Here is a 14,770-nt window from a genome sequence, read left to right as displayed (position 1 = left end):
GTTAATATAATCAGCCGATTCGACGCCATCAGATCACATCCTAAGTCTTAGGAGGAAATTCAGTAGTGAATAAGAAATGGAGAAATGCGGGGCTTTATGCACTACTAGCGATAGTAGTCATCGCCTTGGCAACAGCATTTTTAGACCAACCGTCCCAAACGCGGGAAACCTGGAGATACGACCAGTTCATTGATAACGTTAACAGCAAGAAGGTCGAGATCGTTCAACTCAGTTCTGACCGCACTCAGGCAATGGTAACCGCTCAAGACGGTACCCAGTACCAGGTCAACCTGCCTAACGATCCAGAACTAATCAGTATTCTCACCAACAATAACGTAGATATTAAAGTTCGCCCTCAGAGTGATGATGGGTTCTGGTTCAGAACCCTGAGTGGACTCTTCTTCCCGATCCTGCTTCTGGTCGGTTTATTTTTCTTACTGCGGCGGGCGCAAAATGGTCCGGGTTCTCAAGCGATGAACTTCGGCAAATCCAAAGCCCGAGTTCAAATGGAACCGCAAACCCAGGTCACGTTTGGTGATGTCGCCGGGATTGAGCAAGCCAAGCTGGAACTCAACGAAGTGGTTGACTTCCTCAAAAACGCCGATCGCTTCACCGCCATTGGTGCGAAAATTCCCAAAGGCGTGTTGCTGGTTGGTCCTCCGGGAACAGGTAAAACCCTCTTAGCGCGTGCTGTTGCTGGGGAAGCTGGTGTACCCTTCTTCTCCATTTCCGGGTCTGAGTTCGTGGAAATGTTCGTCGGTGTGGGTGCGTCTCGTGTCCGCGACTTATTCGAGCAAGCCAAGAATAGTGCTCCCTGTATCGTATTTATTGATGAAATTGACGCCGTAGGTCGTCAACGGGGTGCTGGCTTAGGCGGCGGTAACGATGAACGGGAGCAAACCCTGAACCAGTTACTGACGGAGATGGATGGGTTTGAAGGCAATACGGGTATCATTATTATTGCCGCCACCAACCGTCCTGATGTTCTGGATGCAGCATTATTACGCCCCGGTCGGTTTGACCGTCAGGTGGTCGTGGATCGCCCCGACTACGCCGGACGCTTGGAAATTCTCAACGTTCACGCTCGCGGCAAAACCTTATCCAAGGATGTAGACTTAGAGAAAATTGCCCGTCGGACTCCTGGCTTCACGGGTGCGGATTTATCGAACTTGCTCAACGAAGCCGCGATTTTAGCCGCACGGCGCAACCTCACTGAAATCTCTATGGATGAGGTCAATGACGCCATCGACCGGGTATTGGCTGGACCAGAGAAGAAAGACCGGGTGATGAGCGAGAAGCGCAAGCGGTTAGTGGCGTATCATGAAGCGGGTCACGCGCTAGTGGGTGCGTTAATGCCCGATTATGACCCAGTGCAGAAAATTAGCATTATCCCACGCGGTCGGGCGGGTGGATTAACCTGGTTTACGCCCAGTGAAGACCGGATGGATTCTGGGTTGTATTCCCGTTCCTACCTGCAAAACCAAATGGCGGTTGCGTTGGGGGGTCGAATCGCTGAGGAAATTATCTTCGGTGAAGAAGAAGTGACGACGGGGGCGTCGAATGACTTACAGCAAGTCGCCCGTGTCGCCCGACAAATGATCACCCGCTTCGGAATGAGCGATCGCTTGGGTCCTGTGGCACTGGGACGACAGAATGGCAATATGTTCCTAGGACGGGACATTGCCTCTGATCGCGATTTCTCCAACACCACGGCGGCGACAATTGATGAAGAGGTGCGTCAGTTGGTGGATGAAGCCTATCATCGGGCGAAAGATGTCTTGGTGGGTAACAAACACATCCTGGACAAATTATCTGCCATGCTGATTGAGAAAGAAACCGTCGATGCAGAGGAACTGCAAGAACTGTTAGCCGAAAACGACGTGAAGATGGCGGCGATCGTTTAATGATCAGGTCGGTAATAATAATCTTTAAGGCAGCGTTAGCATACGCTGTCTTTTTTTTGGTAACAACGTTCCAGACGTGTCATGGTGCTATGGTGAGCAGGAGAAGGGGTTAGGGGATGAGGGGGAAAATGTCGAGAAGTAGATAGACACAGATTAAAATTCAGCAACCCCTAAATGGAATTTTGTGATCAAAACCGTCAAGGCAGGATATATTCAAGTTGGGAAATCCCTTCAATCAGAATAGGAGTGTGTAACAGGATATGTCAGACCTAAATCGTGGCATCATGAAGTTTAAGGGAGCAGATAGTCCTCTGGCGATCGTGATTTCAACGGTGTTAGTTCTGGGGGGTATTGGGTTCCTACTTTGGTGGGCATTACAGACGGCTTACAATGTGGGTTAACTGTCAATCTATGACAGAAGGAGTAGGATACTGATCACGTCACGTCCTACTCTCTGTCTGTTTGCCAACCCAAACATTGCCGCCGAGGTTCCTCGCGATCGCGAATACGCACCAATCAATTCCGGTATGTCAACAAACGTTAAGGGACTAAAACCAGCTTCCCTTCTGCCCTCTGCCCTATACTTTGCCCCATTTCCCCTGCCCGATTTTCCCTAAGGGCTGCCCTGGCAATTGCCAGAAGAGGAATGAAGTATAGTGAGAGATTGCCGCGCTCTGTGTCCGCCTATCTTGGAGTGAATCCGAGAAAGCACGTATGGAGCGCTCTATATCAATTTAATAATTTTATTGGTCGATGCCCTGTAGTCAATCGTAGACACGATTATTACAGTGTCTCTAACTGGGAACCGTTGGTTAAGGCTGATATCGAGCAACAACGCCGGGTATCAGCCAAGCGTAAGCGTTAACGGTTATCGACCAAAAGTTACACCGTGGACTTATACCAAGACAGAATTACTTATGGGTAGGTTTGTCTAGGTTTTTAGAAGCGGTTTGGTAAGATAGCCTTCGCCAAAATTTCGCCATTTCAGCATGATTGCCTTGCCAATCCCCATTTATTTACTTGCGGCGTCAGACATCGGTCCTCTTTTGGGCAATGTTTGGCTTGATATTGCCGTACTGATTGTGATGTTCGTACTTTCGGGCATGTTCTCAGGTTCAGAGACAGCAATCACGGCATTAGATAATCTGAAACTGAGGGCGCTGATTAAAGACAAAGGTGATCCCAGTGGTATATTTCGCCTGGTTTTAGAGAAGCGATCGCGCTTTATTACGACGCTGCTGGTGGGCAATAATTTAATCAATAATTTTTCGGCAATTCTCACCAGTAATCTGTTTGCCTTGTGGCTGGGAAATGCAGGGTTAGGACTTGCGACTGCGGTTGTCACTTTTGTTGTCTTGATTTTTGGCGAAATTACGCCTAAATCCTTGGCAATTAATAATGTTTTGCCTGTGTTCCAGACTGTGGTTCGCCCGATCTATTGGCTCTCGCGATTTTTATCCTTTTTTGGCATTATTTATTTTTTGGAAACTATTGCCCAGGCAGCGATTCGCTTTTTTCAGGGCGGGATTGTCCAAGAGGGGGAATCGGTGCGGGATCTTAAGTTAATGATTGAGGTATTAGGAGGGAAAGGAATTCTCGATCTGGATAAGCATCAATTGTTGAGTAAAGCATTGATGTTAGATAATTTAAGCGCTAGGGATGTGGTGAAACCCCGGATTGAAATGCGGACAATTTCCCACGAGGAAACCTTGCAAAATTTAGTTAATTTTTGTTTAGAAACTGGATATTCTCGGATTCCGGTTCAGGAAGAATCCAAAGATGAAATTGTCGGCATCGTTCACCTGAAGAAAGCGCTTCAGTATTTAAGAGTCGCCCAACCAGAAGAAGGGGATATTTCCGTGACGGCTGCTATGGACCCACCGATTTATGTGCCAGAAACGAATCGAGTGGCGAATTTACTAAAGGATATGTTACGACAGCGTTTTCATATTGCCATCATTGTGGATGAATACGGCGGTACGGTGGGATTGGTGACATTAGAAGACATTTTAGAGGAACTGGTGGGTGAAATCTATGATGAGAGCGATCGCCTGGTTCCGAATCGTTCTAGAACCTAATTTGTCATTTGTCATTTGTCCTTGGTCATTCGTAAAGATTTGAGGACTATTGACCGAATTTAAATTAATTATCTTTCAGCAATTGTTCCAACAAACTTGGTGCAACCCAAAAGCCAACTTCTCGCAACTGTTCAAAAGTTATCCCTAAATCTAGTAAACCAGCTCTAGCCGCGTCTTTCAAAATACCCAAAAGTCCAATAATTCTTAATCCGCGTTCCAACGCAATTCGTCTTGCTGCTTTATCATCCAAAATAACCAGATTAGCTTTAAGTTCTTCTGCTAGTAAAATTGCCTCTCGTTCACCCGGATCAAGTTTGTCCAGTTCAATACCTTGAGAAGTGCTGAGTAGCCGGATCTGAAGCCAGCTGGGAGGATGAGCTATCCAACGTTTCACTACAGGAGGTGACTCAGACGCACTCAGTTCATCTGCAACAGTCTGAGGAATGGTCACAACATTGTACAAGACTGGTAATATTTCAATTTGGTTAATTAGCAACAAATAACAAATTGGAGAAGTGTCAGAGATAACAATCATGTAGATCTGAACTCCTTAAGAGTTTTAAGATCCTGTTGTAATTCAGATTCGTCATAGTTCAGATAAACTCTCATCCGCTTCAAAAAGGCATGAGTTTCAAGACGAGATGGTAAATGGAGTATTTGACGCACTTCAGCCGTGTTTATTTTGCCACAGTGGTAAGCATCAGCAATAATAACTTCTAGCAGACGACGGGAGAGACTCCCCCTTGTTTGGTCGAGTCGTTGGGCAATTTCATCAGGAATTTCAATGGTGATTTGCATACTCTATTTCATGACATGAACTCTGCACCCCCGCAGAGGAGACTTTTGACGGTGTTAGTAGCGCTGTATGTTACGACAGCGTTTTCATATTGCCATCATCGTAGATGAATACGGCGGTACGGTGGGATTGGTGACATTATAAATCGTCATTTCTATTTCCGCGATCGCATCCAAAAAATGTAGGGGCGGGTTTAGGGATTAACTGAGTAGACAAACCTTAAACTGAACAACGAAACCCGCCCTGATAAGGTGTGATCACTAACTAAACATGGCTAAACCGCCTACGGCTAACATGCCCGCAAAAGCCGCAACCGCGACGGACGTAAGCGCTGTACCAAACAACCACCAAGCCGCCGTTGCAGCAGCTTTTCGGGTTTCTTGCACTTGTTTGTTCGCATTGTGCTTGAGTTGTTTAACCCGTTTTTGAGCTTCCTCTTGCAGGCGTTCGGCGCGGCTGAGTACGCGATCGCGCACCCCTTCAATTTGCTCGATCAGCCGATTGGCATCGGCTTGGGAGATGTCCTCGCGGGAACTCAACAGAGCCACCAACGTGTCTCGGTCAAACTGATCTAGCCGATCACGCAGCGCATCAAATCCGGCTTCTGGATCATCAAACAATTTACGGATGTCTCGCTTAATCCCCTCATAGTTGAGTTCGGGACGCTTTAGAGAGTTGAGGTAGGTGCGAATTCGGGCAAAAATGCTGTCAATTGCCGATTGTAGTTTATGCTGAACCGCTTGTGCTTGTTCGACTAACTGATTGCGGACAGAATCAATATTATCTGCAATCTGGTTCGCTTCCTCGGAGGATATATCCTCCCGTTGTGACAGCAGCGCCACCAGCGTTGAACGGTCAAAGTGAGAGAGGCGATCGCTCACATTCTTCCAGCCTTCTGATGGCTGATTGAATAACTGTTGTAGCTCCCGCTTGATGGCTTCAGGATTGAGTTCTTCCTTATCCGTATTCCGCAGATACGCTTCAAAATTGGCTTGGACATCCTGTATCTTATCTTTAGCACGACTTGCCAAGCGTCGCGGTGCTTTGACAATGCTTTGAATCGCATTTTGCACTTGGTCAATAATTCGATGAACTTGCTCCTCGCTTAAGTCGTCCCGTTGACTGAGGAGTTTGACCAAGGTTTCGCGATCAACCTGAGCGAGGTGTTCGCGCACTGCTAACGCTCCCTGTTTCGGGTCATCTAGGAGTTTCGCTAAATCCTGCTTAATCCCGTCTGGATCGAGTTCCTCCAGATTTGTGTTCCGCAGATATTCAGCAATCTTGTGGGTGATTTGCTCGTACTGCTCCTTCGCATTATCCGCTAATTCTCGTGGTGCATTCAGGATAGTATCCCGCACATTGAGGAACTGATCAATGACCTGATTAATCTCTTCCTGGTTGAGATCCTGGCGCTGATTAAGCAATTGCACTAGCGTATCCCGGTCAAACTGAGATAACCTTTGCCGTAATGCCGAGAATCCTGCCTGTGGGTCATCTAGGAGCGTTTGTAACTCGTTCTCAATCGCGTCGGGATTTAGTTCTTCTTTGTTCGTATGACGTAGATAGTCTTCTACCTTACCACGCAGCTCATCGGCTTTGGATTTCGCTTGGTCTTGCAATTCCTGAGCTTGGGACAAAACGCGATCGCGTGTACTCTCAAGTTGACTAACCCGTTGCTCGATTTCCTCTTGACTAAAGTCTTTCCGTTGAGAGAGCAGTTGGATTAGGGTATCACGGTCAAACTGGGATAGGCGATCGCGGAGTGCGTCAATACCCGCCTCTGGATCATCTAGAAGTGCTTGGAAATCCCGCTCAATCCCTTCCGGATTCAGTTCTTCCTTTTCGGTATGGCGTAGATAATTTTCCACGCGAGTGCGGATGTCTTGGGACTGTTCTTCCGACTCCGCATCTTGAACCGTTTCTAGAACCTCCTGGCGAATACCTTCTAACTGATCGGCAATATCCGCTATTTTTTCAGAGGTGAAATTATCCCGTGATTCCAGCATGTTCACGAAATCATCTCGATTCAGTCGCTCTAATTGCTGCCGAACTGCCTTGGGAGCAGCTTCCGCGTCATAGATAACGTCTTTAAATTCCTGCTTAATTGTCTCTCGGTTCAAGTGCCAAGGCTTAGAATTGAGCAGGTAGTCTTCTACATCGGTCTTAATTGTATTAAAGGGTTGTCCAGGAACTCGTTCAGCTACCTCCGAGGAAAGATGTTTAGCTTCCTCTGTGGCTTGATCTTTAAACTGTTGCAACTGGCTGGAAATTTTTTCCACATCTACGTCAGACAAATCCGTCCGCGACAGGACTCTATTCATGAGAGCGCTGACACCGATTTGCGCGGCTTGCTCCCCGAAGCCACCATTGCCATTACCGCCATCGGATTTACCCGCTCCAACGCCAACGAGTTGTCCCAGCTTATCACCAAGCTGATCTGAGGTTAGCTCTTCGGGACTGGCAGACTGGAGGAAATTGAGCAGTTTTGTCTGGGGTTCGGTTTGGTTTTGTTGACCCAATACGTTCTGCCAAGCGGCTTCGAGTTGATCGGCAATCCCATTAATATCTTGTTTGGATAAATCGGTGCGACTGCTGACTAAATCGACGAACGTCTGACGGTTCACGTTTTGCAGAATATCACTCTCAGCGATAGACCTCAATTCTGAACCACTGAGCAAATTTTCCAAATCATTGCGAATTTGTTTGAGATCGAGGTTGGGTATAGGCAAATCTGTCACGTAGTCTTGTACAGTTTCCTGGAGGCGGGTAGGGTCAACCGTGGAACTCAATTCACGGCGAACGGCTGCGACAGATTCCTCAACTGTATTCACAATTTGAGCATTTGCCGCTCTTCCACCCAAAGCGGTAGTGGCTACACCGATGACTCCTTGCAAGCCTGAACTCGCCGTATTTGCAACGGAACCCACAACAGAACTCATTGCCGTCGAACTTACCCACAGTAGCAGCAAGAAGTAGGCAGACCAAATCACCACGCCTGTAATCGCTCCCAGAGTCAGGCTGTTAATTAGGGTCAGTTTTACCGCCAGAAAACAGGCGATGAATAAGGCAATATTGACGGTAACTAAAGCCAATGCTCCTAGTTTGAATTCAACTGCCTTAATCTTGCCACCCCAGGTTTCAGCGTCCTCTAATGGATTATCTGCCGCTGAAATGCCTGCGGCAAGGGTGAAATTGGTTAACAAAAATTGGAAGGCAAACGCCATGAGTATCCCAGCAATCAAGGCGATAAAAAACTGCGGTCCGGAAAAGACCAAAGCCGCCTGTTCTGGAGTATTCGCGACTGGAGACACCGTTGGAGCGGCTGAAACTTTAGCCAGCCACAGATGCCTGTTACCCAACTCCAGCATCATTGCCACACGTTGAACCATTGTTTTTTCCTTTTTAATATAGAATAGAAGGCGCAAAGGTGGCGTTATCTTCACCTCTGTTCACGTCTTTCTGTAACGTCATAAGACGCCTAACTATAGGTTTATCGCTAGACTGCCCAAGTTAACTCCTTCTCAAGTCTGATTCATATCCACGATGTCACCCAATAGGGTTTTGCGTTACCAAGTACAAATGGCAATAAAATAAAACCAGGTTGTGTATAATTATTATATTTGAGGCGGATTAAACCTCGATGACGCCCTGATTCAAGGCGCGATCGCATTCCCAAGATGTAGGGGCGGGTTTAGGAATTAAATTAGCAGACAGACATCAAACTGAACAACAAAACCCGCCCTGATCCGAATCTGGTATACAGTTGATTAACCTCAAAAAAAGCCTATTACATCGGGGTTGATTTGGAATTGAGGTTATCGGTTGGCTTACATACTGGGGAAGGGCGGGTTTTGTAGAAAGGTTATTGGTTTGTCGGTTAAGTTTGTCCCTAAACCCGCCCCTACATTGCACGGCTTCTAAGAAGCTGTTCGACATTTAAATCTTAATGCCAATAATGGCTCTCATTCTTGTAGTGCGAGCATCTTGCTCGCTACTAATACCCAATTTAAACAGAACTTACACAGGTACATTATGGTGGCAATGGTGCGTTACGCTACGCTAACGCACCCTACGATAGAGGCTTTGCGTCATATCAAACTAGGGACTTGGTGACCAAGCCCCTACGGTTAAACGGCTGTTTCTTCTGACAACTGCACCTCTGGTTTGGGTAAATCTTGTGCGGGAATGGTTTCTACCCGTTGGGTCAAAAATGCCGCAATCACCATAAATACACCGCCAATCACTACGGCTAAGAGGCGATTATTGTCCAGAAAGTTATCCATCACCCAACCAAATCCCAGAGATACGGCAATCTGAGGTAGGACAATAAAGAAGTTAAAAATGCCCATGAAAATGCCTGTGCGCTTGGGGGGTAAACCGCCAATTAACATCGAATAAGGCAGAGTCAAAATACTTGCCCAGGCAATACCAACTCCCACCATCGATAGGAATAGCAAATATTGATTGTCAATCACCATCAGCGACATAAACCCTGCACCACCGCAGAGGAGACAAAAGCCATGGGTGAGTTGGCGACTGGTGGCTTCTGCCATTCTCGGTAATAACAGAGAGACGCCAAAACAAACTGCATTATAGAAGGCAATGCAAATTCCTGCCCATTCAATCCCATCGTTATAAAGTAATGATTGCTGGTTCGTCGCGCCAAAAATATTCCAGGCGACGGCGGGGGGAAAGTATAGGAAGAAACAGAACATCCCTAACCAGGTAAAACACTGCACCCACGCTAATTGTTTCATCACCGGGGGTATCTCTTGCAGCGCGATCCAGGCTTCGCGGATACTGTTGATTACACCACCTTTTTTCTCTTGCTGTTTCTCAAAGGCTTCTAGATTTTGGGGGGGATATTCTTCGGTGGAAAGAACCGTCCACAGTACCGTACCAAAGAAAAAGGCAGCACCAATGTAAAACGAGAGTTTTACCGTCAGGGGAATCGCCCCTTCATTGCTACTAAGGGAGGGAATATGAAAGACGTTATTTAAAATCCAGGGTAATGCGGACGCACTAACCGCACCTAAGCCGATAAACAGACTTTGCATGGCAAATCCCATCGTCCGTTGGCTTCTCGGCACTAAATCCCCCACAAACGCCCGGAACGGCTCCATGCTAATGTTGACTGAGGTATCTAGAATCCACAGTAATCCGGCTGCCATCCACAGCGCCGATGAATGAGGCATGGCAATCAGCGCCAGGGTACTCAAAATTGCCCCAACCAAAAAATAGGGTCGTCGCCTACCCAGAGATCCCCAGGTATTATCGCTCATATTGCCAATAATCGGCTGCACGATTAACCCCGTCAGGGGGGCGGCTAACCAGAGAATCGGGATTTGATGGGCATTAGCACCCAGATACTCGAAAATGGCGCTCATATTTGCCATTTGGAGTCCCCAGCCAAATTGAATGCCGAAGAATCCAACGCTCATATTCCAGAGCTGCAAAAAATTTAACGGTTGTTTTTTCATCACAAATCAGTTGTCTGACGACAATCGGCGATCGCTCATCATCATCTGTTCAGGTTAATCACCCTGTATAGCCCGATCGCCTTTGATTATTATCGACTTTCTACAGGAACCTCCAATGATGAGGGTAATTTTCTAGCCAGCCGATACTTATCGGTTTCTCGCAGTCGCTGACTCAAAAATCGACAAATCTCTAATACAATATGAGGACGTTGGGTGATCAAACTGATGAAACGGTTTTTCTCTAACTTGAGCAGCGTACAATCCTTCACCGCGATCGCACCATCCCAGTGCGGGGCATTATCAAATAACGTCACCTCCCCAAAATGCTGCCCTGCTGATAAGTATTTCAGATCACATTGCACCTCGTCCATATCCTTGACCAAACGGACACTTCCTTCACCAATAATATAGAAGTGGTTGCCCCAACTCCCTTCAGTATAAATGGTTTCACCCGCCAGAACATGCTCTTGTTCTAGGGTTTGGTCAATCAGAAGCAGTTCATCGAGGGATAAATTTTTGAACAGAGCAACATTTTTGAGTAAAAGTAGACGACTCATAAAGAAATCCTTGAGTGACGGCTGCTGATCAAGGGGCTGGAAAACTTGCTGGACTACGGCTTTAACTAAAGGGTCTGGATCTTTCATTAAAGCAGAAGGCACCCCGGCTAAGGCAATCAACGCGCCAATCTTAATCCAGCGATCGCGCGATTCTAGGGCTTCGAGGAGTAGCTGATATCCCTTGGTTCGCATCCACTGAGAATTAACCCGAATCCGAGTTCCAGGTTGATCATCACTAATCAATTGTTCCAAAACAGGCATCAGGGGAAGCACAAAGCGGCGATGACTCAACGACGCCAAGGTTTCGATCGCATTGGCTAAATCCCTAGAATCCGTGGAATAGAGCAGCCGTTGCACCACATTCACAGTACGGGAATGACCCAGACAGGAGAGAATATAGAGAACCCGTTGAATCAGCCGTTGATGATAATCCGCGATCGCAATGGCTAAGGGTTGCCAACTGGGATTATTCGGGGGAATCTGTTGTTGCCATTGACGGCTGTGTGTCACCTGCTGAAAATCCGGACTCAGATACTCAAACAGGATATCACTCGCCTGTTTCGTCCGCACTTGACCAATGGCTGCAATCGCCGCGTCTATAATATCTGGATTAGACGAAGATAAACTATCTTGGGCTAACGTCAATCCCGGTTCCCCATACGTCGCCAGCGCCACCGCCGCACAACGGCGCACTTGCGGGTGAGGATCGCCCAAACCAATTGCCACATAGCGCAACATCCCTTTACAGCGCGTAATTCCCAATAAATTAAACCCCGCCGCCCGTACCCAGGGATCGGGATGTTCCAATTCCGAGACAGCCAATTCTGCCAGTTCCCAATCCCCCGGATACGCCAAGGTTGCCAAGGTTTCCAATCCCTCCCGTTTCACCTCTGGGGTAGCATGGGTGAGAATCCGCGTTAAGGGAGGAATTAATTCCGGATTACCACTACAAGACACCACCCGCACAATTGCCTGTCCCGTGATACTATCTAAGTCCGATTGCCATAACTGTTCGCAGGTGGTTTTGATTTGGGGATTATTAATTGCTCCCATTTGAGTCGCCGCGACTGAGGCTAATAGGCTGACTTCCTGACTAATATCCCCCAAGCGAGAGCGGAGTTGCTCCTGTTCCAAGGGCTGCTGATTGGCAATTAATACTTCTAACGCCGTGGCTCGAACCTGGGGATTTGGGGCGTCTAACAGCCGCTCAAAGTGATGAATTGTCTCTACATCGGGTTTATGACTAAACAGTTTGACAATCCCGCGTCGGATACCCGGATCGGTTTCCGGTAAAAGTTGCTGCACATCGGCGAAAAATTGGCTCGGTTGTCCCAAACCTGCGGCTAATTCTAGTCCTTTAATTTGCGTGTACTGTTCATCACTGTTGAGCAAATCGTGAATCATTGGACTGGATTGGGGCGGTAACTGCATCAATCCCTCACCAATTTCATCCAGATTCACCGCATCGGAGCGTAACATGACTTCTAAGCATTGGACATAGCTATTGCCTAAAAAGAAGCGCACCACCAGCAATAGCCCGGTTAAACTGATGCCAATCCAGATAATTTGCTCCAGGGTGAGAAAGGATTGAACAATCCATAACAGTCCCCCAGCCAACGTCAACCCGATCGCATAAAATAAGCCATCACTGAGCGATCGCACTCGCCCCATAAATTCTGGAGGGACGGCATTATAGTTTAATTGATGGACGGGTAAGTTAATCCCTTTATATAATCCATCACTATTGACATTGGTCGCGATCGCGGCTTTTAAATTAAAGTTAAACGCAAGTCCCAGTAAACTGGCTAAGGTTGTCACTGGATAAACCAGATTCATTCGTCCCACGCCTAATCGTTGCAACAGAGGGCGAGTGAAACAGTAGAGGATTACCATCTGTAGGATACTATTCGCCACTCTCAGCAATCCCAGAAAACTGGTTAATTCTCTGTCATTGGTGAAGGTTTGGGCATAAATGCTTAAATATTCAAACTCTGATGTAATATAGATGATCACTAACAGAAAGCTACTACTTGCCAAAAATAGGATAATTGGATAGCGCTTGACTAAATCAGGAAACGTCCTTAACGCTTCGATGATATTCACCGGGGTTTGACTCCGATTTGTCTCGATGCGCCGTTGAGAGCGTTCTAGATAAATCAGTTGCGCGATCGCCACCGCACAGACAAACGGCAAACTCAGCAGCATATCTTCCGTGGTGAAAAACTGGGACAGCAAACTGGTCAAACCACCGCCCAACAAGATACCCACCGCCTGAGCCATCCCCATAAACGGCGCATAGCGTTTGTACTCCAACGCTGTGAAATAATCCATCAACAGGTTGGGCAATAAGATATTGTTATACAGATCCCATTGGAAGAAAATCGCGATAAAGATGAGATAATAGACCCATAATGTATCCAGGGTGATCAACAGTCGCATTCCCAGCGCCATAGCGATGGCAAAGACCAACATATAGCGGAAAAGCTGGGGACGGCTAAAACGGTCAACCACTTGGGAAAACACCGCATAAGCGGGCATGGAGACTAACCCAATCAGCACATAAAACAGGGGCAGATTCTCTGAACCCGCATGACTCAGAAACAGGGAATTAGCGATCGTCATCGCCAAAATGTTATAGGTGAGAATCGTCACCCCCAGAAATAATAAATGAGCCAGCCGTTGTACCTTCCAAATTGAAAGACCACAACGTTGCTCAATCAGTTGACTTAGCATGGGCATTCGGGTTAAGAGTATTGCATTATCCAGTTAAGTCTCGTCAGGATTTGATCTAGTTTTACATAACGTAACATAATTGGGGAAACAAACGCTGCTTACCCAATTCAATTGTTGAAGCGGATAACCCGAGGCAGAATCAGCTCAAGAATCACCCGGTTAAAATGCGGGTGAGTGTCAAAAGCATTAGGGGATCGTCATTCGTCATTCGTCATTCGTCATTTGTAAGGGTTTGAGGCTTGTTAACATAACTTAACATGGTTGAGTTTATTTCCACCAACCTACTTAGTATCAAAGCTATGTTCAGTCAATTAGGGCTATTTAAAATTTGCTTCATCGGGATTTCTTCCCTTCTGTTGATTACACCAACAGCAACGGCTCAACGCAATTCTGCACCAATACCGTCCTTAGTTCCTCTAGAAACAGAATTATTAGAACCCGATATTATCCTACCCCCCAACATAGTTACAGCCAATACAATATCCCAGCAACACATTACAATTCCTAGCCTTTGGTGGGCAGAAGAGCAATTTGATGAATTTGGCGGTAAACTGCTCGTGAACTGGCTCGCTTACCAAGATAAACAACGGGTTGATTTGGTGGTTAGCCGTCAACCTTGGACACTGCTCAACTATTTAGAACGATACAGCTTTATTAATCATTTCGGAACGGTTGCTAGAGACTATAACTACAATGTCAGAGTCTTCAATGACCGAGCCGAACCCTTAGCTACCTATACTTGTGATTATACGACTTCAGGGCTACCCTCTTGTGAGGTCTTGATATTTGAGGGTTTGGGACCTGCGGGTTTACCTGTGCAACGAATTCCCTGAATGGAAGATGATCTAATGAATGTACAAGAACAGGCGAATGATAATGAGCAAATCACATAACAGTCATTTTGTCAAGCCAGATTACTTGACCGACGCCTTGAACTGTACCATAATTATCTGAACAAGGGTGTCTAACTGATTCCCACTATCAACCTGTTCCAGAGATGGCTTGCTATCCTGATGAATTGGTGCAAGTGTGGAAGAACTTAATTTACGATGCCGTTTAAGCCATGGATGGCAAAGGGGTAATTGACTGACATCGAAGTGCGTCAGTAAAGTCAAGACATTTTTGTCCAAAGTCCAGATTCCGGTTGGGGCATTCTGCCAGAAGTTCAGGATAAAATCCGTCAGCCTTTCTTCACCACTAAACTGCCTGGAGAAGGGAGTTG

The 14,770-nt window shown here is 46.8% G+C and carries 10 protein-coding genes; 4 read left to right on the top strand and 6 right to left on the bottom strand.

What is annotated here, in order from left to right:
- Nucleotides 1-65 precede the first annotated feature (65 nt).
- The 3 genes from ftsH3 (at nucleotide 66) to RIC07_RS25275 (ending at nucleotide 3,982) form a co-directional block, all read left to right on the top strand.
- Entirely contained in the window at nucleotides 66-1,904 is a 1,839-nt protein-coding gene (gene ftsH3, locus RIC07_RS25285; protein WP_446396915.1) for an ATP-dependent zinc metalloprotease FtsH3, read from the top strand.
- Between the two features lie 260 nt (nucleotides 1,905-2,164).
- The gene (locus RIC07_RS25280; protein WP_446372777.1) at nucleotides 2,165-2,305 is read left to right on the top strand and encodes a hypothetical protein; all 141 of its coding nucleotides are present in this window, start codon (nucleotides 2,165-2,167) and stop codon (nucleotides 2,303-2,305) included.
- 588 nt (nucleotides 2,306-2,893) lie between these two features.
- The gene (locus RIC07_RS25275; RefSeq protein ID WP_446396914.1) at nucleotides 2,894-3,982 is read left to right on the top strand and encodes a hemolysin family protein; all 1,089 of its coding nucleotides are present in this window, start codon (nucleotides 2,894-2,896) and stop codon (nucleotides 3,980-3,982) included.
- A gap of 64 nt (nucleotides 3,983-4,046) precedes the next feature.
- On the opposite strand, the gene RIC07_RS25270 is transcribed toward RIC07_RS25275, so the two are convergent.
- The 5 genes from RIC07_RS25270 to RIC07_RS25250 all read right to left on the bottom strand — a co-directional run bounded on the left by RIC07_RS25270 (nucleotide 4,047) and on the right by RIC07_RS25250 (nucleotide 13,548).
- Complete coding sequence (locus RIC07_RS25270; RefSeq protein WP_446396913.1) at nucleotides 4,047-4,517, bottom strand: DUF3368 domain-containing protein; 471 nt, start codon at nucleotides 4,515-4,517, stop codon at nucleotides 4,047-4,049.
- Nucleotides 4,514-4,780, bottom strand: coding sequence for a UPF0175 family protein (locus RIC07_RS25265; protein WP_446396912.1), 267 nt, complete (start codon nucleotides 4,778-4,780; stop codon nucleotides 4,514-4,516). Before RIC07_RS25265 ends, RIC07_RS25270 begins: the two co-directional genes overlap by 4 nt.
- Before the next feature lie 258 nt (nucleotides 4,781-5,038).
- Nucleotides 5,039-8,167, bottom strand: a complete 3,129-nt coding sequence (locus tag RIC07_RS25260) for an MFS transporter (protein WP_446396911.1) — start codon at nucleotides 8,165-8,167, stop codon at nucleotides 5,039-5,041.
- Between the two features lie 738 nt (nucleotides 8,168-8,905).
- Complete coding sequence (locus RIC07_RS25255; protein WP_446396956.1) at nucleotides 8,906-10,258, bottom strand: MFS transporter; 1,353 nt, start codon at nucleotides 10,256-10,258, stop codon at nucleotides 8,906-8,908.
- 89 nt (nucleotides 10,259-10,347) lie between these two features.
- Nucleotides 10,348-13,548, bottom strand: coding sequence for a cyclic nucleotide-binding domain-containing protein (locus RIC07_RS25250; RefSeq protein WP_446396955.1), 3,201 nt, complete (start codon nucleotides 13,546-13,548; stop codon nucleotides 10,348-10,350).
- 299 nt (nucleotides 13,549-13,847) lie between these two features.
- Here RIC07_RS25250 and RIC07_RS25245 point away from each other — a divergent pair, with 299 nt between their 5' ends.
- The gene (locus RIC07_RS25245) at nucleotides 13,848-14,381 is read left to right on the top strand and encodes a hypothetical protein (protein ID WP_446396910.1); all 534 of its coding nucleotides are present in this window, start codon (nucleotides 13,848-13,850) and stop codon (nucleotides 14,379-14,381) included.
- 81 nt (nucleotides 14,382-14,462) lie between these two features.
- On the opposite strand, the gene RIC07_RS25240 is transcribed toward RIC07_RS25245, so the two are convergent.
- Nucleotides 14,463-14,663 (bottom strand): hypothetical protein, encoded by a 201-nt coding sequence (locus tag RIC07_RS25240; RefSeq protein WP_446396909.1) that lies wholly within the window; start codon nucleotides 14,661-14,663, stop codon nucleotides 14,463-14,465.
- Between the last annotated feature and the right edge of the window lie 107 nt (nucleotides 14,664-14,770).

The sequence above is a fragment of the Coleofasciculus sp. E1-EBD-02 genome (assembly GCF_040218245.1).
Classification (GTDB): domain Bacteria; phylum Cyanobacteriota; class Cyanobacteriia; order Cyanobacteriales; family Coleofasciculaceae; genus Coleofasciculus.
The sequence above is the reverse complement of the archived record's forward strand: the minus strand, read 5'-3'. Positions and strand labels throughout refer to the sequence as shown.